Genomic DNA, 21,413 nt, shown 5'->3' with positions numbered 1-21,413 from the left:
AGAGGTGTCGATATGCGTCTATTGAAATCCATGGTTCCGCTCGCCCTGACCCTGCTGTTCAGCGCCGTCGCTCAGGCCCAGCCCACCGTCAGCGTCTACAACTGGACCGATTACATCGGCGAAACCACCCTCGCCGATTTCCAGGCCCAATCGGGGATCAAGGTGACCTATGACGTCTTCGATTCCAACGAAACCCTCGAAGGCAAACTGCTCGCCGGTCGCACCGGTTACGACGTGGTGGTGCCGTCCAACCACTTCCTCGCCCGACAGGTGAAGGCCGGCGCGTTCCTCAAACTGGACCGTTCACAGCTGCCCAACTTCAAAAACCTCGATCCCAAGTTACTGGCGCTGCTGGAGAAGAACGACCCGGGCAATGAACATTCCGTCCCTTACCTGTGGGGCACCAACGGCATCGGTTACAACGTCGACAAGGTCAAGCAAGTGCTGGGCCTTGATCACATCGATTCCTGGGCAGTGTTGTTCGAACCGGAAAACATCAAGAAACTCAGCCAGTGCGGCGTCTCGATGATGGACTCGGCGGACGAAGTGTTCCCGGCGATCCTCAACTATATGGGGCTGGACCCGCGCAGCGAAAACCCGGAAGACTTCAAAAAAGCCGAAGCCAAACTGCTGAGCATCCGGCCGTACATCACCTATTTCCACTCGTCCAAATACGTGTCGGACCTGGCCAACGGCGACATCTGCGTGGCCTTCGGTTACTCGGGTGACGTGTTCCAGGCCGCCAACCGCGCCAAGGAAGCCAAGAATGGCGTGAACATCGCCTACGCGATCCCGAAGGAAGGCAGCAACCTGTGGTTCGACTTGCTGGCGATTCCCGCCGATGCCGGCCACCCGAAAGAGGCCCACGCCTTCATCAATTACCTGCTCGACCCGCAAGTGATTGCCAAGGTCAGCGCCTCGGTCGGCTATGCCAACCCGAACCCGGCCGCCAAGCCATACATGGACGCTGAACTGGTGAACAATCCAGAGGTTTACCCACCGCAGGAAGTCCTCGACAAGCTCTACATCTCAACCACCCCGCCCCAGGCGATCATGCGTCTGATGACCCGTTCCTGGAGCAAAGTGAAGTCCAACCAATGACCAACGAGCACGCGAACTCTTATTACGCTGCGTCGGCGAACCCGCTGGCGCCCTTCCCGGCGCTGGCCGAAGACTTGGTGGCCGATGTCTGTGTGATCGGCGGCGGGTTTACCGGGGTCAACACCGCCATCGAACTGGCGCAGCGCGGGCTTTCGGTGGTTCTGCTGGAAGCGCGGCGCATCGGCTGGGGCGCCAGCGGGCGCAACGGTGGGCAGCTGATTCGCGGCATCGGCCATGACGTCAGCGGTTTCGCCAAACACGTCGGCAACGACGGCGTGCGTTACCTCGAGCACGCGGGCATTGAGTCGGTGGAGCTGGTGGGCCAGCGCATTCGAGAGCACAACATCGACTGCGACCTGCGCTGGGGTTTCTGCGAACTGGCCAACACTCAGGCGCAGTTCGCGGCGTTCAAGGCCGAGCAACAAGGCCTTGCCGAGTCGGGTTACGCCCATGAAACGCGATTGGTCAGGCCCGAGCAAATCCGCGAGCAAGTGGTCAATTCCGGCGTGTACGCCGGTGGTCTGGTCGATATGGGCTCGGGTCATTTGCATCCGCTCAATCTGGTGCTGGGCGAAGCGCGAGTGGCGAAATCCCTCGGCGTGCAGATTTTCGAGCAGAGCCCGGTGCTGGAGTTGATCCATGGCAGCACGGTGCAGATTCGTTGTGACGGTGGCACGGTCCGCGCCGGCAGTCTGGTGCTGGCGTGCAACGCGCATCTGGACGACCTCGAACCGAAACTCAGTGGCAAGGTACTGCCGGCGGGCAGCTACATCATCGCCACCGAGCCTTTGGCGCCAGAGGTTGCTGCGCAATTGATCCCGCAGAACCTGGCGCTGTGCGATCAAAAAGTCGGTCTGGATTACTACCGGCTCTCGGCGGACCGGCGCTTGCTGTTCGGCGGTGCCTGTCATTACTCCGGGCGCGATCCGGCGGACATCAGCGCTTACATGCGCCCGCAGATGCTCAAAGTCTTCCCGCAACTGGCAAACGTGCGCATCGATTACCAATGGGGCGGCAAGATCGGCATCACCGCCAATCGCTTTCCACAGGTGGGCCGCTTGCGCCAGCACCCCAACGTGTTCTACGCCCAGGGTTACTCCGGGCACGGGCTGAACGTCACGCACTGGTGCGCCAAACTGTTGGGCGAAGCGATTCATGCCGGGCACAGTCAGGGTTTCGACGTATTCAGCGCCGTGCCGCACATGACCTTCCCCGGCGGCCCGATGCTGCGCTCGCCGTTGCTGGCGCTTGGCATGGCCTGGTATCGATTGCGCGAAATCCTCGGCTGACGCGTTCCCCTGTGGGAGCGAGCCTGCTCGCGAAGGCGGCCCCACATTCAGCATTGCTGTTGGCTGACCCACCGCATTCGCGAGCAGGCTCGCTCCCACAGGGGAACGGTGCAAATCCAGAGTAATAGAGTGCCTCCGGCAGTTTGGCGGTGGGAGCGAGCCTGCTCGCGAAGGCGGCCGCACATTCAGCATTGCTGTTGGCTGACCCACCGCATTCGCGAGCAGGCTCGCTCCCACATGGGAACGGTGCAAATCCAGAGTAATAGAGTGCCTCCGGCAGTTTGGCGCCGCAGTGGCCGCAAACAACGATCACGCGATTGATCAGGCGTTTGAGTCTTTCGATTTGCTCATTCGCGATGCACTTCTATATTGAGGGAGTGCTCTGACTTTCCCATCTCCTGGCGAGTGCGGCCTATGGCTACGACTGACCAACTGATCATCTGCGAGCACTGCGACTGTGTGTATCAAAAAGTCACGCTCGCCAAACATCAGAAAACCCTGTGTACCCGCTGCGGCGGCGTGCTTCAGCGTTATAACGGCCTGACGGTGCAGCAGCGGCTGGCGTTGACAGTCACCGCCTTGATGCTGTGGGTTTTCGCCAATTTCTATCCGGTCATGAGCATCAGTCTCAAGGGCCTGAAAAACAGTGCGACGCTCTGGGATTCGGTGCTGGCCCTGAGTCTGGGCCCGATCACGTTCATCGCCATGGTCGCGGCCATCTCGATGATCATCGCGCCAATTATCCAGTTGCTCTTGCTGATCTGGGTGCTGAGCTACGCCCTCGCCTCGCGGCGCTCGCCGGGTTTCAGATTCTGTATGCGCTGGCTGGAAACCCTGCGGCCCTGGAGCATGCTCGAGGTCTGCCTGCTGGGGGCGATGGTTGCCGTGATCAAGCTCGCCGGATTGCTCGACGTGTTGCCCGGCATCGGCCTGTTCGCCCTGGCCATCCTCAGCCTGATGATGATCCGCATTGCCGGGCGCGATGTCCGTGAACTATGGGACGTTTTATGACAACGCCTCCGGTCGCGAGCGAACTCAACCTGTGCCTCTGCCACAGCTGCGGCCTGGCCTGTGACATGACCGGTGAACCCAGCGAATGCGAGCGCTGCGGTGAGCCGCTGCATCGGCGCAAAACCAACGCACTGACCCGCACCTGGGCCTACCTGCTGGCGTCGCTGGTGTTCTACATCCCGGCCAATCTGTTGCCGGTGATGAACACCAAAATGGTCGGCAACGGCGCCGACAGCACGATCATGGGCGGTGTGCTGGATTTCTGGCAGCACGGCGCCTGGGACATCGCCCTGATCATTTTCATCGCCAGCATCGCGGTGCCCGGCATCAAGTTCGTCGCCCTGACCCTGTTGCTGGTCACCGTACAGCGCGGCAGCCTGTGGGCGCGCGAGGAACGTTCGAAGATGTACCGGTTCGTCGAGGTCATCGGCTACTGGTCAATGCTCGACGTCATCGTCGTCGCGTTGGTGGCGTCGCTGGTGAAATTTCAAGCCCTGGCCGATATCGAACCGCGCCTGGGCATTCTGTTTTTTGGACTGGTGGTGGTGTTTACCATGCTCTCGGCGATGAGTTTCGACCCGCGTCTGATCTGGGACCAACAACATTCGAACAATGAGGAGGTCATGGATGAAGTCGCAAGTCACTGACGGGCCGCTGGTCCCCGGGCAGGCCCCGATCAAAACGCGGCGATTCAGCGTGTCGCTGGTATGGATCGTGCCTATCGTTGCCGTATTGGTGGGCATTTCGCTGGTGGTGCACAGCATCCTGCAGGAAGGCCCCACCATCACCGTAACCTTCAAGACCGGCAGCGGCCTGACCGCCAACAAGACCGAGGTCAAATACCGCAACGTGGTGATCGGGCATGTGTCCGACGTCGAGCTGAGCGACGACCAGAAGAGCGTCAACGCCACGATCAAACTCGCCAAGCAGGCGGAAAGCTTTACCCGGGAAGACTCGCAATTCTGGGTGGTGCGGCCGCGTATCGGCGCCGGCGGTGTGTCCGGCATCGATACCCTGTTGTCCGGGGACTACATTGGCGCCGACATCGGCCAGGCCAATGCCCGGGCCAAGAACTTCATCGGTCTGGAAAACCCGCCGCCGATCACGTATGGCGAGCCCGGCAAACGCTTCATGCTGCACACCGAGGACCTGGGGTCGCTGGACATCGGCTCGCCCGTCTACTTCCGCAAGATACCGGTGGGACAAGTGGTGGCGTATGCCCTGGACGCTGACGGCAAAGGCGTGAATATCGAAGTGTTCATTCACTCGCCCAATGATGCCTACGTCACCGAAAACACCCGATTCTGGAACGCCAGCGGGATCGACGTGAATGTCGGCGCCAACGGGTTTGCGGTGAAGACCGAATCGTTGTCCTCTATTTTGGTCGGCGGCATCGCTTTCCGCGCGCCGGAATACAGCCCCAACGATGTAGCGGCCAACGAAGAAAAAACCTTCGAGCTGTTTGAAGACCAGCAAACCGCCCTTGCCCCACCGAACGGCAAGGGGCAATACCTGAGCTTGCGTTTCGACCAGGCTTTGCGCGGGCTCAAGGTCGGGGCACCGGTGGAATTTCTCGGCATCGAGTTCGGCCGGGTGGTGTCGGTCAATCTGGATTTCGATGCAAAAAAACGCAGTTTTCCAGTGAATGTCGGCATCGTGATCTACCCGCAACGGCTCGGTCAGGCGCACATCAAAATGCTTGAGGTGTTGAAACATGACCCCAACGATGAAGCCGCCGGCGTCAGGCTCATGGGCACGTTCATCGAAAACGGCCTGCGGGCCCAGGCGCGCAGCGGCAACCTGTTGACCGGTCAGCTGTACATCGCGCTCGACTTCTATCCCAAAGCCGAGAAGGTCGTGTTCGACCCCTCCGCCCGCCCCGTCTCCATCCCGACCGTTCCCGGAAGCCTCGAGCAGTTGCAGGAAAAACTCGAAGCCATGGTCACCAAAATCAACGATCTGCCAATCGGTCGCATCGCCGGCAATCTCGACAGCAACCTGGTCGAACTGCGCAAAGGCCTCGCGCAATTCAATGCCAAGACCCTGCCCGGCGTGCAGACCACGCTGGCGGATGTCAGCAAGACCCTGCAATCGGCCAGCTCGACCCTCGCCGAAGATTCGCCGCAACGCGAACAGTTGACCCAGACCCTGGACGAACTCGGACGCATGTCGCGCTCCTTGCGTGAGCTCTCGGATTACCTGGGCCGGCATCCGGAATCGCTGATCCGCGGGCGCCCGGACAATGCCGAGCCGATTGACTTGAAGGCGCCACCGCGCAAATGACCACAGGAGCTTCACCCATGGCTGTTTCGTTGAAGATCACGTTGGTCGCTACGCTCCTGCTACTCGCCGCCTGTCGCAGTGAGCCGATTCAGTTTCACACCCTGACCCCGGCGCAGCCCGGTGGCACGGCTCGGGGTAACGGCGGGGAGATCCAGATCGAGGGCCTGAGCGTGCCGCCTCAGGTTGATCGGCCGCAGCTTGTCATCCGTCAGGGCAACAGCGGCCTGGCCATACTTGAGACCCAATGGTGGGCCGCAAGCCTGGTGGATGAATTGCGTAGCGCTCTGGTCGACCAACTGGCCAGCAGCCCTGCGCAACGCAAGGTGTCGGTGCGCGTGGATGTGCAGCGTTTCGATTCGATTCCCGGTCAGTACGCGCTGATGGACGTCAAATGGCGCCTGCGCGGCACCGGCGAAGGCGACAGTGCGCTGGTCAGCTGCCGCAGCCGTTTGCAAACGCCGTCCGGGCCTTCAATCGATGACTTGGTGATTGCCCAACAGAACAACGTCAGGCGATTGGCCGCCTTGATCAGCCGGGCGGCGAGCAGCACACAAAAAGGTTGCCCATCGGAGCCCTAGCGCCTGCAAATCATTCGTATTGGCCTACACTCAGTGACGACTCTTTTGGTCTGTCCGCGTGCACGATTCTAATAATAACCGGAGCCGCCACCGCATGAATTGCCCTCTCCCTTCGTTCCTGAAAAAAGCCCTGCTCGCCACTACCTTGCTTAGCGCCGGTCAGCTGTACGCTGCTGACACCGACGGTATCGTGGTCTACAACGCCCAGCACGAAAGCCTGACCAAAGCCTGGATCGAAGGTTTCACCAAGGAGACGGGCATCAAGTTCACGGTGCGCAACGGCGACGACACCGAAATGGGCAATCAGATCGTCCAGGAAGGCCCGGCGTCGCCGGCCGACGTGTTCCTCACCGAAAACTCCCCGGCCATGGTGCTGGTGGACAATGCCGGACTGTTTGCGCCGGTGGCACCCACCACGCTGGAACAAGTCGACGCGGCGTACCGTCCGGCCCACGGCCAGTGGGTAGGCATCGCTGCGCGCTCCACGGTGTTCGTCTACAACCCGGGCAAGCTGCCGGAGGCCGAGTTGCCGAAGTCGCTGATGGAGCTCGCCGAGGCTAAATGGAAAGGACGCTGGGCGGCCTCGCCGGCGGGCGCCGACTTTCAGGCGATTGTCGCGGCGGTGCTGGCGCTCAAGGGCGAAACCGCGACCCTGGCGTGGTTGAAGGGCATGAAAAACAACTTCACTGCGTATCGGGGCAACAGTTCCGTGCTCAAGGCGGTCAACGCCGGGCAGGTCGACAGCGGCGTCATTTATCACTATTACCGCTTTGGCGATCAGGCCAAAACCGGCGAAAACAGCCAGAACACCGCCCTGCACTACTTCAAACATCAGGATCCGGGCGCTTTTGTCAGCATTTCCGGTGGCGGTGTGCTGGCATCCAGTCAACACAAGGACCAAGCCCAGGCGTTCCTCAAATGGGTCACCGGCAAAGACGGCCAGGCCATCCTCAAGACCGGTAATTCGTTCGAGTATGCGGTGGGCAAAAACGCTGAATCCAACCCCAAACTGGTGCCTCTGCAACAGCTCGACGCGCCGAAAGTCGATGCGTCCAGACTCGACAGCAAGAAAGCCGTGGAGCTGATGACACAGGCCGGACTGCTCTGAAGTGATGCCTGAAACGCTACCGGCGGGCGTCGCTGCGGCGCCCTCTGAACATTTGCATCGCCGCGCCCGCCGATTGTTTGCGGGCCGCGGCGGTGTGTGGGTCATCGGCCTGTCGGTGCTGGTTTCCCTGCTGGCACTGCTGCCAATTGCTTTCATCATTGGCGTTGCCCTGGAGACCGGCTGGACCACTCTGACAACGCTGGTCTGGCGGCCAAGGGTCGGTGAGCTGCTGATCAACACCCTGTTGCTGGTGCTGATCACGATTCCCTTGTGCGTCGCGCTGGGCGTGACGCTGGCGTGGCTGACCGAACGCAGCAATCTGCCGGGACGCCGTGGGTGGTCGCTGCTGGCCACCGCACCGCTGGCCGTCCCGGCCTTCGTTCACAGCTACGCCTGGGTCAGCCTGGTGCCGCCCATTCACGGGCTGTTCGCCGGGGTGTTGATCTCGGTGATCGCCTACTTCCCGTTTCTTTACTTGCCGATTGCGGCGACCCTGCGCCGGCTTGATCCGGCCATCGAAGATGTCGCGCAATCCATGGGCCTCAAGCCTTGGGCGGTGTTTTTCCGGGTGGTGTTGCCGCAACTGCGCCTGGCCATCTGCGGCGGCGCTCTACTGGTCGGGCTGCACCTGCTGGCCGAATATGGCCTGTACGCGATGATCCGCTTCGACACCTTTACCACCGCGATCTTCGATCAGTTCAAATCCACCTTCAATGGCCCCGCCGCGCACATGCTCGCTGGCGTGCTCGCGCTGTGCTGCCTGGCGATGCTCACCGTGGAGTCGGCAGCTCGGGGCACGGCACGTTACGCCCGGGTCGGGTCGGGAACGGCCCGCGAACAGCGCGTCGTGTGTTTGAAACCCCGGGCAATGGCGCTCGCGCTGGCCTTGCTGGTCGTGACGTGCGCCCTCGCGCTGGGTGTGCCGTTGTTCACCTTGGGCAAGTGGCTGGTCGCCGGTGGCGCGACGGTCTGGCAGATGGCCGAGCTGATGCCGGCGCTGGAGCAAACTTTACTCCTCGCCATCGCCGGTGCGGCACTGACTACCTGTGCCGCGATCCCGATTGCCTGGCTGTCGATCCGCTCGCCGGGGCGACTGCAACGGATCCTCGAAAGCTGCAATTACATCACCAGCTCGTTGCCGGGCATTGTCGTTGCGCTAGCGCTGGTGACGGTCACCGTGCAGTTCGCCCGGCCGATTTATCAGACTACGATCACCGTCCTGCTGGCCTACCTGCTGATGTTTTTGCCCCGCGCGCTGGTGAGCTTGCGGGCGGGCATCGCCCAGGCGCCGATCGAGCTGGAGAACATCGCCCGCAGCCTCGGCCGTTCGCCGGGTCGGGCGCTGTGGCTGATCACCCTGCGGCTGGCCGCGCCGGGGGCTGCCGCAGGCGCCGCGCTGGTCTTCCTGGCGGTCACCAATGAGTTGACCGCCACCCTGCTGCTCGCCCCCAACGGTACCCGCACCCTGGCCACCGGATTCTGGGCGTTGACCAGCGAAATCGACTACGCCGCCGCAGCGCCTTACGCCTTGCTGATGATTGTGCTGTCACTCCCGCTGACCGGGCTCCTCTATCACCAATCCAGACGAACGGCGGGCCGATGAACGCTCTTGAATTGCATTCGCTGAGCAAGTCCTACGGCGCACACCGGGCCCTGGAAAACGTCAGCCTGTCGATACCTGCAGGCAGCCGTACGGTGATCGTCGGCCCGTCCGGTTCGGGTAAATCCACGCTGCTGCGAATGATCGCCGGCTTCGAATTTCCGGATTCTGGCCGCGTGACGCTCAATGGCCAGACCCTGGTCGACGCCACCCACGAGGTCCCGGCGCACCAGCGCCAGATCGGCTATGTGCCGCAGGATGGTGCGCTGTTCCCGCACATGAGCGTGGCCGCCAATATCGGTTTCGGACTGTCGATCAGGGGCGCAAGGAAACAACAGCGCATCGCTGAATTAATGGACAGCGTGGCGCTGGATGCGAGCATGGCCAAGCGTTGGCCCCACGAGCTGTCCGGGGGCCAGCAGCAACGGGTGGCGCTGGCACGGGCCCTGGCGCAACAGCCGCGCCTGATGTTGCTGGATGAGCCGTTTTCCGCCCTCGACACCGGGCTGCGCACCGCCATGCGCAAACTGGTTGCGCAGTTGCTGGCAGACGCGGGGGTCACCACCCTGCTGGTCACCCATGACCAGAGTGAAGCGCTGTCGTTTGCCGATCAGTTGGCGGTCATGCGCGGGGGCGAACTGGTGCAGTCAGGCCATCCGCTGGACCTCTACCGCTACCCTGGCGACGAACAAACCGCATTGTTCCTCGGCGAGGCGGTGGTCATGCCGGCCAGAATCGAGGCCGGTTGGGCCCATTGCGATCTGGGCCGGATCCCGGTGAACAACCATCGCAACAACCGCTGCGCGCAGATCATGCTGCGGCCCGAGCAGTTGCAACTGGCCAGCTTCGTCCCCGATACGGCGCAGGTCGCCGGATGTCGCGCCGTGGTGACCGAGCGCGATTTCAGCGGCAACACCTGCACCTTGACCGTGGAGCTGGAGCCGTTGAAATCCGGCCACCAGCCTGGCCGCTCGTTGATGGTGCGCAGTTCGGGCCTGTACGCGCCGCCGACCGGCAGCGCGGTTCACGTTTCGACCATCGGCCACGCCCATGTGCTCAGCGAGCCTTAAAGATCGAAGCGGTCCACGGCGCGTCGCCGTTCGTTGTCATCGCGCACGTCGTAGTTGGCGGTGGTCTGGATGTTGCTGTGATGCGCCAGTTTCTGCGCGATCGACAAGTCATGCTCCTCGATGACCCGGGTAATGAACGAGCGCCGAAAATCATGGGGCATGATTTTCACCCCCACCTGTGCACCCCGCTGGCGGGCAATGTAGTAAATCGCGTGTTTGGTGATGCGCTCACGGGTTATGTGGCTGCCGCGGCGGATGCGGTTGAACAGGAACGCGTCGTCAACTTCGCCTTCCTTGAGCTGCGAGCGCCGCAGTTCCAGCCACGCATCGAGTTTGGCGAACGCCCAGGCCGGTGCGTATTTGATCAGTTGCTTGTTGCCTTTGGCGGTCACCAACAGGCTGCGTTCGGTGAAATCCACCTGATTCAGATCGAGGTTCACCGACTCCGATTTGCGCATGCCCGAGCCATACAAAATCCCGATGATTGCCGCGTCGCGCAAACCTTGTGGCCGCGGGTCTGCCGCGCACACCGCCATCATCTCCTGGATCAGCGAGCGTCGAAGATTGCGCCCCTGAGACAGCCGCGTACCGGCAATGGCCTTCACCGAGCGCATCTTCAGCAAGTGTTCCTGGCTGATCAGGCTCATGCGCCAGGCTTCATTCATCACCCCTCGCACGGCGTTGACGTACAGCGAAGAGGAGTTGGGTGCGTAGCCGTCCGTGCGCAATGCCGCGACCAGCGCGATCACATCCTCGGGCTGCAGCTGATGCCAGGGAATCTCCTCGACGTTCATGTCTTCGAAGCCCAGGCGGTCCGCGGCGTCCTGCAAAACGTAGCGCATGGTCAGTTGGCTGGACGGCGCCAGGCGCGCCAGGTAGAGGGTCATGGGATTGGGCTTTGCAGCACTTGAATCGGCAACGGGTAAGTCAGTCAAAACAAAACGGCCTTGAGTGGAAAGAGGTCATTAAAACAATGGGGGATTGAAACATTTTCAAGATGAAGCAGGACACTTCCGTAAGACTTTTCGACGAAGCGACGGCTAAACGACGCACGTTTGAACAGCGTCCCAACCTGCCGACCATGGCGGCGAAAGTCAAACGAAGTTCGGTCGTTCAACGATGTCCAAAACACGATAGCCGAACTGAAATATGCCCTCGTTTATCCTGCAACAGTGGATGCGCGACGGTCAGAGTGAGGAGAAACGCTATGGACTGGGCAACCTCGTGAAGTTGATTTTTCTTCGGGCTGCGCCATGAGCCTGTTGCTGGTGTTGGCCGCCTGCCTGCTCACCTGCGTGGGTCAGATTGCCCAGAAATTTGCCGTGGAGAGCTGGCGCACCGGGCCGTCTGGCTGGCGCGCAACACTCGGTTCGCGATGGCTGTGGCTGGCGATTGCTGCGTTAAGCGCCGGCTTGCTGGTGTGGCTGCTGGTGTTGCAACGGCTTGAAGTCGGCGTCGCCTACCCGATGCTCAGCCTGAATTTCGTGCTGATCACCCTGATCGCCCGTTTTGTTTTCCACGAAACCATCGACTGTCGTCACGGCTGGGGTGTGGCGCTGGTGATTGCCGGCGTCATCCTGCTGGGGCTGCACGCATGAGCCTGCGCCGTGGCCTCGCGTTCGCCCTCGCCAGCGTACTGCTGGGCAGCGCTGCGCAACTGGGCATGCGCTGGAGCATGATGCGCCTGCCGCCCCCCGACCAATGGCTCGCCACCACTCTTGATCCAACCGCCGTTGCCGTGGTGCTGACCGCCATTCTCGCTTACGCCCTGTCGATGTTCAGCTGGCTCGCCGCCCTGCGCGACGTGCCGCTGGGCCGCGCTTATTCCCTTCTGAGCATCAGCTACGCGCTGGTGTACCTGCTCGCCGCCGCGCTGCCAGTGTTCAACGAAGACTTCAGCCTGACCAAAAGCCTCGGGGTGGCTCTGGTCATGCTCGGCGTCATCCTCATCAACGCTCGACCTGCTCACGCACCCCACACTCAGGAGTGATCGATGAAAATCAGTGTATTTGGTAGCGGTTACGTGGGCCTGGTACAAGCCGCAGTGCTGGCTGAAGTCGGGCATGACGTGGTCTGCATGGACATCGACGAGCGCAAAATCGAGCTGCTGCAACAGGGCCACGTGAGCATTTTCGAGCCGGGGCTTGCCAGCCTGGTGCGCGAAGGCCTCGACGCCAGGCGACTGCAGTTCACCACCGATGAAAAACGCGCGGTGCAACATGGCCAGGTGTTGTTTATCGCGGTGGGAACGCCGTCCCGGGACGATGGCTCGGCAGACCTGCGTCACGTGTTGTCGGTGGGCGAAGCGGTCGCTCGTCATCGCGAGCACCCGGTGATTCTGGTGGAAAAATCCACCGTGCCCGTGGGCACCGGCGATACCTTGCGCGCGCACATCGACAAATGCCTGATCAAGGTCGGCCGGTTGCTGCAGTTCGAGATCGTCTCCAACCCGGAGTTTTTGAAAGAAGGCTCGGCCGTCGCCGACTGCCGGCGCCCGGACCGCATCATCATTGGTTGCGAGAGCGATGACGTGCGCGATGTGATGCGCGATCTCTACGCGCCGTTCAACCGCAACCATGACCGGATCATGTTCATGGACCTGCGCAGCGCCGAACTGACCAAGTACGCGGCCAACGGCATGCTGGCGACCAAGATCAGCTTCATCAACCAGATCGCCGAACTGGCCGAACACCTCGGCGCCGACATCGAATCGGTGCGCCTGGGCATCGGCGCCGACTCGCGCATCGGCTATCACTTCATCTATCCCGGCTGCGGTTATGGCGGTTCATGTTTCCCCAAAGACATGCGCGCATTGATCCACAGCGCCGAACAGGCGCATTGCTCCAGTGACTTGTTGCAAGCGGTGGAAGCGATCAACCAGCGCCAGAAACACAAATTGTTCGAACGCATCAAGGCGTTCTATCAGGGCGATGTGCGCGGCAGGACGTTTGCCGTGTGGGGCCTGGCGTTCAAACCCAACACCGACGACATGCGCGACGCGCCGAGTCGCGTGCTGCTGGAATCGCTGTGGGCCGCGGGCGCGAGCGTGCGGGCATTCGACCCGGAGGCCATGCAGGAAACCCAGCATTTGTACCCGGACGAAGCGAAGTTGATGCTCATGGGCACACCGGAATCGGTGCTGGCCGGTGCCGATGCGTTGATCATCTGCACCGAATGGCAGCAGTTCAAGGCGCCGGATTTCAACTTGATCCAGCAACGGCTCAAAGCCCCGGTGATCTTTGATGGCCGTAACCTGTACGACGCCGAGCGCCTGGCACGCGGCGGGTTCAAATACTTCCCGATGGGTCGCGGAGAATCGCGCACGTTACCGATTCCGCATCAGCAATGGCCGGCGGCTTCGGATGTAGCCTGATCCCCCGGCACACACAACCCTTGTAGAAACTGTCGAAGGCTGCGATCTTTTGCCCTTGCTCTTCAGTGCCTCAAAGATCGCTGAAGATTAAAATCAAAAGATCGCAGCCTTCGGCAGCTCCTGTACCGTGACAGACATGACGATTATTGTGCGCCGCGCCCTGGTTGCCGACGCCCCCGCCCTCCCTGACATCGAACGTTGCGCTGCGAAACTGTTTCGCGACGACCCTTCATTGGCCTGGCTGGCCGACAGCCCGGTGCCCGGAGCCGAACACCATCGATGGGCAATCGAGGCCGGGCAGGTTTGGGTTGCGCAGTCCGCCGAAGGTGCACTTGCGGGGTTTCTCGCTGCGGGGGAAATCGACAACCAACTGCATATTCAGGAACTGTCGGTCAGCCAGCCATTTCAGGGCCGGGGCATTGGCCGGAAGTTGGTGTTAGCCGCAGTTTCATACGCTCGCGGGCAAGAACTCGCGGGTCTGACTTTGACCACGTTCCGTGACTTGCCGTGGAATGAATTGTTTTATCGGCGCATGGGCTTTGCAACATTGAGCCCTGCTGAAACAGAACCGCGTTTAACCCAGGTATTAAACGACGAAATCGCCCACGGCTTACCCGGCGAACGACGTTGTGCGATGCGCTTCAGCCTTGGACCGGCACCTTTAAATCCACCCCCAATGCCTCGGCGAATGCCTTGACCAGCGGACTGCGCACAGTGTTGTGCCGCAGGATCAGATTGAACGGCGTGCTGATGTGAATGAGGTCCGGTCGCACTGCGCGAATTTGGCCTTGGGCGACCATGGATGCAGCGTAATGCTGCGGTAGAAAACCGACGAATCGTCCATGGCCGGTTCCGCCATTGCACGGATGCCGCAACAGTCGGCCTGGGAAATGGGCTACAGCGGCGTTTGTGAAAACTCCATCGACGCTGTGGCCAGCCGTGATCAAGTCGCCGCTGTGTTATGTGCTGAGGTTGCACCCGGAGATCATTGGCACGCCGGGGCGGATTGGCGTGTTGCGCGAGTTGCTACTGGGCATTCAACAACATGAGGACGTGTGGATCGCCACCGGTGCGCAAGTCGCTCGTTGGTGGAGGGATGGCGCGGTGCAGGTGACCGAGGATCATCCGGCGTCGGTGTATGAGCGGCATTATCGGGATTAAGTCGTATGACGCACTGTTGCGGGCAATCGCGGCTTTCCAGGGTGTCTGCTCCGGCCTCTTCGCGAGCAGGCTCGCTCCCACATTTTGAAATGCATGCGCCTCTGGAAGCGAGCCTGCTCTCACATCTGAAATGCATTCCCCTGTGGGAGCGAGCCTGCTCGCGAATGGCCGCGACACGGTTCACCGTCGAATACCCTAAAATCTGAATAAGGACATCCGCCCCACCGTGGCCACTTACTCGCTTGTCATCCGCCGCCTGATGATGGTCTCGCTGACTATCGTCGTCAGCCGCGCCATCACCAGTCCGTTGCTCACCCTGTTCCTGAGCAACAAACTCGGCCTCAACCAACAGGACGTCGGCCTGTTGCTGGGCATCGCGGTGTTTATCGCCACCCTGCTCGCGCTCTACGGCGGGTACATCATCGACCGCCTGGAAAAACGTCGGTTGCTGATCCTCGCCATGCTCTCCAGCGCCATCGGTTTCGTGTTGCTGACCTTCGCCGAAAACCTCTACCTGACCACCCTGACCCTGGTGATCACCGAAACGGCGTCGGCGCTGTTTCTGATCGGCTCAAAGGCAATCCTCAGCGAAAACCTGCCCGTGGGCCAGCGCGCCAAGGCTTTTTCCCTGCGCTACACCCTGACCAATATCGGCTACGCCACCGGGCCGATGCTCGGCGTGGTGATTGCCGGGGTGTACCCGATTGCACCGTTCCTGATTGCCGGCGGCATTGCGTTTTTCAGCATCTTCCTGATGAGCGGAATCCCCAAAGACGCTGCCCCGCCCCCCGCTATCGGCCAGCCGCAAAGCTTCCTGAAAACCCTGATTACCCTGAAAAACGACCGCACGCTGATCATGTTCACCTGCGGCTGCCTGCTCAGCACGGTGGTTCACGGGCGCTTCACTCTGTACCTCTCGCAATACCTGCTGGTGACCCACGACGCCAAACGCGCGCTGGAAACCATGGCCGCGCTGCTTGCTTGCAACGCCGTCAGCGTGATCCTGCTGCAATACCAGATCGGCCGGTTCCTCAAGCGCGAACAACTGCGCTACTGGATTGCCGGCGGCACCAGCCTGTTCATCGTCGGCCTGATCGGTTTCAGCCTGGCCGATAGCCTGGTGTCGTGGTGCATCGCCATGTTCATCTTCACCCTCGGCGAAATGATTATTTACCCCGCCGAATTCCTCTTCGTCGACACCCTCGCGCCGGAAGAACTGCGCGGCAGCTATTACGGCGCGCAGAACCTCGCTGCTCTAGGCGGTGCGCTGAGCCCGGTGATTTGCGGTTTCCTGCTGATGCACACGCCGGCGCCGACGATGTTCTATGCCCTGAGCGCGCTGACGGCCATGGGCGGGTTTCTGTGCTTCATGAGTGGTCGGCGAGTCGCCTTGCAGCAAAATTAATGCACTCAAGCTGCATTAATATGAATTTGTCGGCATCGGTCAGGAACGGCACACTGTGCCTCGTTCCTCCCCCAATAGTTGGAACACCTTCAAGGGCTTTCTGGGTTTCCCAGACAAGCCTTTTTTTTACCTCGGTTTTTCAACGGATCGTTTGCCCAATGTTCGCTCGCTGGTTCCCCGCCGCCATCAACACCCGCCCTTCGGAATGGAGCCGCGCCGCCATTGGCATGAGCCTCGGCACCCTGCTCAGTGTCTGGCTCTGTGCGCAGGTCTTCGGCATCGAAGTGGCGCAGCACCTGATCGGTCCGCTGGGCGCATCGGCTGTGCTGCTGTTCGCGGTGTCGTCCGGTGCACTGGCGCAACCCTGGTCGATCATCGGCGGCTACTTGTGCGCCGGGGTGATCGCGCTGCTGGTCGCTCACGTGCTGGGCCGCACCCTCGGCAGTGCTTGCCTGGCAGCGGGCATGGCGCTGATCCTGATGTGCTGGTTGCGTTGCCTGCACCCACCGGCCGGCGCCCTGGCGTTGCTGATGGTATTGGCCGACCCGGCGACCATTGCGCTGGACTGGAAAGCGCTTGGCCCGGTGATGCTCGGCGCCACGACCCTGCTGCTCAGCGCGCTGGCTTACAACAACTTGACGCGCATTCGTTACCCCAAACGCGCGAGTGAGGCGCCGCCGATGGTGCCGCCCGAGCGCCAGGCCATTACCGCTCAGGACCTGAAACTGGCGCTGGCGGAGATGGAGGCGTTTATTGACATCACCCCGGAAGACCTTGAGCAACTGATACATGCCAGCGAATTGCAGGCCAAGCGGCGCAGTATTGGTGAAGTGTTAAGTCCCAGGCTTTGAAGATCAAAAGATCGCAGCCTTCGGCAGCTCCTACATTGGTATGTGATTCCCGTAGGAGCTGCCGAAGGCTGCGATCTTTTGATTCACCCCAAGCATAAATGCAGATTAACGCTGCACATATCCCGGTTGTACATCACAATTTTGCACTGGTACGATCCTGCATCGCTCGCGCGCGAGCTTCTCTATAAAGAACAATAAAAGCAGGGAGTTAGTGATGACTGCTCAGGTTTTATCGCAGGGGACTCAGTCCATGGAGGCCACGCAAAATGACGTGCTGGCCGAGGTCCGCAACCACATCGGCCACCTGACCCTCAATCGCCCCGCCGGCCTCAACGCAATCACTCTGGACATGGTCCGCCTCCTGCATCGCCAACTCGACGCCTGGGCAACAGACCCGCAGGTCCACGCCGTGGTCTTGCGTGGTGCCGGCGAGAAAGCCTTCTGTGCCGGCGGCGACATTCGTTCGCTCTACGACAGCTTCAAGAATGGCGACACGCTGCACGAAGATTTCTTCGTCGAGGAATACGCCCTCGACCTCGCCATCCACCATTACCGCAAACCGGTACTGGCGTTGATGGACGGTTTCGTCCTCGGCGGCGGCATGGGCCTGGTGCAAGGCGCAGATTTGCGGGTGGTCACCGAGAAAAGCCGCCTGGCGATGCCGGAAGTGGCCATCGGTTACTTCCCGGACGTTGGCGGCAGCTACTTCCTGCCGCGCATCCCCGGCGAACTGGGGATTTACCTGGGCGTCACCGGCGTGCAGATTCGCGCCGCCGATGCGTTGTATTGCGGCTTGGCCGACTGGTACCTGGACAGTGAAAAGCTGAGCGCCCTCGACGACCAACTTGATCAGCTGGAATGGCACGAAACGCCCCTGAAGGACCTGCAAGGTCTGTTGGCCCGGCTCGCGGTGCAGCAACTGGCCGATGCGCCACTGGAAGCACTGCGCCCGGCCATCGATCATTTCTTCGCCCTGCCCGATGTGCCGAGTATTGTTGAGCAACTGCGCGAAGTCACCGTGGCCGACAGTCACGAATGGGCAGTCACCACCGCTGACCTGATGGCAAGCCGCTCGCCGCTGGCCATGGCAGCGACTCTGGAAATGTTGCGGCGCGGTCGGCACTTGAGCCTGGAAGACTGCTTCGCGCTCGAGCTGCACCTGGACCGTCAGTGGTTCGCGCGCGGCGACCTGATCGAAGGCGTACGCGCCTTGCTGATCGACAAAGACAAAACTCCGCGCTGGAATCCGCCGACCCTGCAGGCGCTGGACGCCGGGCACGTCGCGAGTTTCTTCAGTGGTTTTGACCGGAGCGGGAGCTGAGCCATGCACGATATCGAATTGAGCGAAGAACAAGTGATGATCCGCGACATGGCCCGGGATTTTGCCCGCGGCGAAATCGCCCCTCACGCGCAAGCCTGGGAAAAGGCCGGCTGGATCGATGACGGTCTGGTCGCGAAAATGGGCGAACTCGGCCTGCTGGGCATGGTGGTGCCCGAAGAATGGGGCGGCACTTACGTCGATTACGTCGCCTACGCCTTGGCGGTGGAAGAGATTTCCGCGGGCGACGGTGCCACGGGCGCGCTGATGAGTATCCACAACTCGGTGGGTTGCGGGCCGGTGTTGAATTACGGCACTGAAGAGCAGAAACAGACCTGGTTGCCGGATCTGGCCAGCGGCCAGGCCATCGGCTGCTTCTGCCTGACCGAGCCGCAGGCGGGTTCCGAAGCGCACAACCTGCGCACCCGCGCTGAACTGCGCGATGGCCAATGGGTGATCAACGGCGCCAAGCAATTCGTCAGCAACGGCAAACGGGCAAAATTGGCGATTGTCTTCGCCATGACCGATCCGGGCCTGGGCAAGCGCGGTATTTCAGCGTTTCTAGTGCCGACCGAGACGGCGGGTTTCATCGTTGACCGCACCGAACACAAGATGGGCATCCGGGCCTCCGATACTTGCGCGGTGACCCTGAGCAATTGCACGATCCCTGAGGCCAATCTGCTCGGCGAACGCGGCAAAGGCCTGGCCATCGCCCTGTCCAACCTTGAAGGCGGGCGCATCGGCATCGCTGCGCAGGCACTTGGTATTGCGCGTGCAGCGTTCGAAGCGGCGCTGGCCTACTCGCGCGATCGCGTGCAGTTCGACAAGCCGATCATCGAACACCAGAGCATCGCCAACCTGCTCGCCGACATGCACACCCGCCTGAACGCGGCGCGGTTACTGATCCTGCATGCCGCGCGCTTGCGCAGTGCCGGCAAGCCATGTCTGTCCGAGGCTTCGCAGGCCAAGCTGTTTGCCTCGGAAATGGCCGAGAAAGTCTGCTCATCGGCGATGCAGATTCATGGCGGCTATGGGTATCTGGAGGATTACCCGGTGGAGCGTTACTACCGGGATGCGCGGATCACGCAGATTTATGAAGGGTCGAGCGAGATCCAGCGCATGGTGATTGCCCGCGAGCTGAAAAACTATCTGGTGTAACCATTGAAAATCGCTGGCAAGCCAGCTCCCACAGGGTTCTCCTGTGTGCACATAATTTGTGAACACCTGAGATAACTGTGGGAGCTGGCTTGCCAGCGATGGCGTCACTGAAAACGCCGCATCACTTCCCTTTGAATTCAGCCTCACGCTTGGCAATGAAAGCCGCCATGCCTTCTTTCTGATCCTGCGTCGCAAACGCCGCATGGAACACCCGACGTTCAAAGCGCACGCCCTCCGACAGGCTCACTTCAAACGCGCGGTTTACGCTTTCCTTGACCATCATCGCAATCGGCAACGATTTCTTGGCGATCAGCGCCGCGACTTTCAGTGCTTCGTCGAGCAACTCATCCGCCGGTACGATCCGCGCGACAATCCCGCAGCGCTCGGCTTCCACCGCATCAATCAAACGCCCGCTCAGGCACATCTCCATGGCCTTGGCTTTGCCGACGGCGCGGGTCAGGCGCTGGGTGCCGCCCATGCCCGGCAGCACGCCGAGGTTGATTTCCGGTTGGCCGAATCGGGCGTTGTCGCCGGCCAGGATGAAGTCGCACATCAACGCCAGCTCGCAGCCGCCACCGAGGGCGAAGCCGTTGACGGCGGCGATGATCGGCTTGCGGCGGTTGGCCACGCGATCACTGTCGCTGAACAGATCGTCGAGGTAGATCTGCGGGTAGGTCAGCTCGGCCATTTCCTTGATGTCGGCACCGGCGGCGAAGGCTTTTTTCGAGCCGGTCAGCACGATGCAGCCGATGTTCGAGTCGGCTTCCAGGCCATCCAGAGCGTGGTTAAGCTCGCTGACGATCTGCGCGTTCAACGCGTTCAGTGCCTGCGGACGGTTCAGGGTAATCAGGCCGACGCGGCCATGGGTTTCCAGCAAAATCGTTTCGTAATTCACAAGGCTGTTGTTCATAAATCAGTCCTTCTCAAAGATTGCGCGAGATAACCATGCGCTGAATATCACTGGTGCCTTCGTAAATCTGGCACACCCGTACGTCGCGGTAGATTCGCTCCAGCGGAAAGTCGTTCAGGTAACCGTAACCACCAAGGGTTTGCAACGCCGAGGAGCAGACCTTTTCGGCCATTTCCGAGGCGAACAGCTTGGCCATCGACGCTTCGACCAGTGCCGGCTTGCCGCTGTCTCTCAAGGCCGCCGCGTAATGCACCATTTGCCGGGCCACGGCGATCTGGGTCGCCATGTCCGCCAGACGGAATGCGACAGCCTGATGTTCGATGATCGGTTTGCCGAAACTCTCGCGCTCACGGGCGTAGTCGCGGGCCGCTTCGAACGCGGCGCGGGCCATGCCCACTGATTGCGAAGCGATGCCGACGCGACCGCCTTCGAGGTTGGCCAAGGCGATTCGATAACCTTCACCCTCCTCACCCAACCGATTGGCGACCGGCACCTTCACGTCTTCAAACAGGATCTGGCAGGTGTCGGAAGCGTGCTGGCCGAGCTTGTCTTCGACCCGTGCGACTTTGTAGCCGGGCGAATCGGTGGGCACGATCAGCGCCGTGATTCCGCGTTTGCCGGCGCTCGGGTCGGTCACCGCAAACACGATGACCACCCCGGCGTTCTGTCCGGAGGTGATGAATTGTTTGCAGCCGTTGAGCACGTAGTGATCGCCCTCCAGCCGGGCACGGGTTTTCAAGCCGCTGGCATCGGAGCCGGCCTGAGGCTCGGTCAGGGCAAAGGCGCCGAGCATCGCACCGCTGGCCAACGGTTTGAGGAAACGTTCTTTCTGGTCGTCGTTGCCGTACTTGAGGATCGGCACGCAACCGACCGAGTTGTGCACGCTCATGATCGTCGAGCAGGCGCCGTCGCCAGCGGCGATTTCTTCCAACGCCATGGCGTAGGCCAGGTAACCGGTGTCGCAACCGCCCCACTGCTCTGGCACCAGCATGCCGAAAAAGCCCAGCCCGGCCATCTCGGCGATGGCTTCCTTGGGGAAGCGGTGCTCACGGTCCCATTCGGCGGCAAACGGTTTCAGCCGTTCCTGGGCAAACTGCCGGGCGGCGTCGCTGATCTGCAGTTGTTCGTCATTGGGAATCATGGCAAATCCTTAAAATTGAATCGCCTTCACTGTAGGAGCGAGCTTGCTCGCGATAA

General features: G+C 61.3%; 20 protein-coding genes and 2 pseudogenes. 18 read left to right on the top strand and 4 right to left on the bottom strand.

What is annotated here, in order from left to right; genetic code table 11:
• Window positions 1-12: 12 nt before the first annotated feature.
• From F8N62_RS07735 to F8N62_RS07695, 9 genes are all read left to right on the top strand, one after another.
• The gene (locus F8N62_RS07735) at window positions 13-1,101 is read left to right on the top strand and encodes a polyamine ABC transporter substrate-binding protein (protein WP_150710393.1); all 1,089 of its coding nucleotides are present in this window, start codon (window positions 13-15) and stop codon (window positions 1,099-1,101) included.
• Window positions 1,098-2,390 (top strand): NAD(P)/FAD-dependent oxidoreductase, encoded by a 1,293-nt coding sequence (locus tag F8N62_RS07730; RefSeq protein ID WP_150710392.1) that lies wholly within the window; start codon window positions 1,098-1,100, stop codon window positions 2,388-2,390. Before F8N62_RS07735 ends, F8N62_RS07730 begins: the two co-directional genes overlap by 4 nt.
• 414 nt (window positions 2,391-2,804) lie before the next feature.
• Window positions 2,805-3,401 carry a paraquat-inducible protein A gene (locus F8N62_RS07725; protein ID WP_150710391.1) on the top strand — a complete coding sequence of 199 codons (597 nt, stop codon included), beginning with the start codon at window positions 2,805-2,807 and terminating at the stop codon, window positions 3,399-3,401.
• Window positions 3,398-4,048, top strand: a complete 651-nt coding sequence (locus tag F8N62_RS07720) for a paraquat-inducible protein A (protein ID WP_150710390.1) — start codon at window positions 3,398-3,400, stop codon at window positions 4,046-4,048. Before F8N62_RS07725 ends, F8N62_RS07720 begins: the two co-directional genes overlap by 4 nt.
• On the top strand, window positions 4,029-5,684 hold the full coding sequence (locus F8N62_RS07715) for an intermembrane transport protein PqiB (protein WP_150710389.1): 1,656 nt from the start codon (window positions 4,029-4,031) through the stop codon (window positions 5,682-5,684). The genes F8N62_RS07720 and F8N62_RS07715 overlap by 20 nt, the downstream gene beginning before the upstream one ends.
• 17 nt (window positions 5,685-5,701) lie before the next feature.
• The gene (locus tag F8N62_RS07710) at window positions 5,702-6,262 is read left to right on the top strand and encodes a membrane integrity-associated transporter subunit PqiC (protein ID WP_150710388.1); all 561 of its coding nucleotides are present in this window, start codon (window positions 5,702-5,704) and stop codon (window positions 6,260-6,262) included.
• Between the two features lie 94 nt (window positions 6,263-6,356).
• Complete coding sequence (locus F8N62_RS07705) at window positions 6,357-7,370, top strand: iron ABC transporter substrate-binding protein (RefSeq protein ID WP_150710387.1); 1,014 nt, start codon at window positions 6,357-6,359, stop codon at window positions 7,368-7,370.
• Between the two features lie 4 nt (window positions 7,371-7,374).
• On the top strand, window positions 7,375-8,973 hold the full coding sequence (locus tag F8N62_RS07700; RefSeq protein WP_150710386.1) for an ABC transporter permease: 1,599 nt from the start codon (window positions 7,375-7,377) through the stop codon (window positions 8,971-8,973).
• Window positions 8,970-10,040 carry an ABC transporter ATP-binding protein gene (locus tag F8N62_RS07695; protein WP_150710385.1) on the top strand — a complete coding sequence of 357 codons (1,071 nt, stop codon included), beginning with the start codon at window positions 8,970-8,972 and terminating at the stop codon, window positions 10,038-10,040. Before F8N62_RS07700 ends, F8N62_RS07695 begins: the two co-directional genes overlap by 4 nt.
• Here F8N62_RS07695 and xerC read toward each other — a convergent pair.
• On the bottom strand, window positions 10,037-10,927 hold the full coding sequence (xerC, locus tag F8N62_RS07690) for a tyrosine recombinase XerC (protein WP_150710384.1): 891 nt from the start codon (window positions 10,925-10,927) through the stop codon (window positions 10,037-10,039). The two genes, F8N62_RS07695 and xerC, sit on opposite strands and share 4 nt — an antisense overlap.
• Window positions 10,928-11,293: 366 nt before the next feature.
• On the opposite strand from xerC, the gene arnE reads away from it, so the two are divergent.
• The 4 genes from arnE to F8N62_RS07670 all read left to right on the top strand — a co-directional run bounded on the left by arnE (window position 11,294) and on the right by F8N62_RS07670 (window position 14,110).
• Window positions 11,294-11,638, top strand: a complete 345-nt coding sequence (arnE, locus tag F8N62_RS07685) for a 4-amino-4-deoxy-L-arabinose-phosphoundecaprenol flippase subunit ArnE (RefSeq protein ID WP_150710383.1) — start codon at window positions 11,294-11,296, stop codon at window positions 11,636-11,638.
• Window positions 11,635-12,030 (top strand): 4-amino-4-deoxy-L-arabinose-phosphoundecaprenol flippase subunit ArnF, encoded by a 396-nt coding sequence (gene arnF, locus F8N62_RS07680; RefSeq protein ID WP_150710382.1) that lies wholly within the window; start codon window positions 11,635-11,637, stop codon window positions 12,028-12,030. Before arnE ends, arnF begins: the two co-directional genes overlap by 4 nt.
• A gap of 3 nt (window positions 12,031-12,033) precedes the next feature.
• Window positions 12,034-13,413 carry a UDP-glucose dehydrogenase family protein gene (locus F8N62_RS07675; RefSeq protein WP_150710381.1) on the top strand — a complete coding sequence of 460 codons (1,380 nt, stop codon included), beginning with the start codon at window positions 12,034-12,036 and terminating at the stop codon, window positions 13,411-13,413.
• A gap of 136 nt (window positions 13,414-13,549) precedes the next feature.
• Window positions 13,550-14,110, top strand: coding sequence for a GNAT family N-acetyltransferase (locus F8N62_RS07670; protein WP_150710380.1), 561 nt, complete (start codon window positions 13,550-13,552; stop codon window positions 14,108-14,110).
• Here F8N62_RS07670 and F8N62_RS31770 read toward each other — a convergent pair.
• A pseudogene (locus F8N62_RS31770) lies at window positions 14,055-14,255 on the bottom strand (LysR family transcriptional regulator); the annotation flags it as partial. The gene F8N62_RS07670 and the pseudogene F8N62_RS31770 overlap by 56 nt on opposite strands.
• Before the next feature lie 112 nt (window positions 14,256-14,367).
• Between F8N62_RS31770 and F8N62_RS07660 the strand changes: the two are divergent.
• The 5 genes and pseudogenes from F8N62_RS07660 to F8N62_RS07640 all read left to right on the top strand — a co-directional run.
• Window positions 14,368-14,574 (top strand): annotated as a pseudogene (locus F8N62_RS07660) (polysaccharide deacetylase); the annotation flags it as partial.
• Between the two features lie 226 nt (window positions 14,575-14,800).
• Window positions 14,801-15,979 carry an MFS transporter gene (locus F8N62_RS07655; RefSeq protein ID WP_150710379.1) on the top strand — a complete coding sequence of 393 codons (1,179 nt, stop codon included), beginning with the start codon at window positions 14,801-14,803 and terminating at the stop codon, window positions 15,977-15,979.
• 158 nt (window positions 15,980-16,137) lie between these two features.
• Window positions 16,138-16,830: an HPP family protein gene (locus F8N62_RS07650; RefSeq protein WP_150710378.1), complete on the top strand. Its 693-nt coding sequence runs from the start codon at window positions 16,138-16,140 to the stop codon at window positions 16,828-16,830.
• A 214-nt stretch (window positions 16,831-17,044) separates the two neighbouring features.
• Window positions 17,045-18,151 (top strand): enoyl-CoA hydratase/isomerase family protein, encoded by a 1,107-nt coding sequence (locus tag F8N62_RS07645; protein ID WP_150710377.1) that lies wholly within the window; start codon window positions 17,045-17,047, stop codon window positions 18,149-18,151.
• Window positions 18,152-18,154: 3 nt separating this feature from the next.
• On the top strand, window positions 18,155-19,306 hold the full coding sequence (locus F8N62_RS07640) for an acyl-CoA dehydrogenase family protein (protein WP_150710376.1): 1,152 nt from the start codon (window positions 18,155-18,157) through the stop codon (window positions 19,304-19,306).
• Between the two features lie 121 nt (window positions 19,307-19,427).
• On the opposite strand, the gene F8N62_RS07635 is transcribed toward F8N62_RS07640, so the two are convergent.
• Together F8N62_RS07635 and F8N62_RS07630 are read right to left on the bottom strand one after the other, a co-directional pair.
• A complete protein-coding gene (locus F8N62_RS07635; RefSeq protein ID WP_150710543.1) occupies window positions 19,428-20,201 on the bottom strand; it encodes an enoyl-CoA hydratase in 774 nt (257 codons plus the stop codon).
• Between the two features lie 28 nt (window positions 20,202-20,229).
• Window positions 20,230-21,357 (bottom strand): acyl-CoA dehydrogenase, encoded by a 1,128-nt coding sequence (locus F8N62_RS07630; RefSeq protein WP_150710375.1) that lies wholly within the window; start codon window positions 21,355-21,357, stop codon window positions 20,230-20,232.
• Window positions 21,358-21,413 lie beyond the last annotated feature (56 nt).

The sequence above is a fragment of the Pseudomonas fluorescens genome (assembly GCF_902497785.1).
In the GTDB taxonomy this organism is placed as follows: domain Bacteria; phylum Pseudomonadota; class Gammaproteobacteria; order Pseudomonadales; family Pseudomonadaceae; genus Aquipseudomonas; species Aquipseudomonas fluorescens_BO.
The sequence above is the reverse complement of the archived record's forward strand: the minus strand, read 5'-3'. Positions and strand labels throughout refer to the sequence as shown.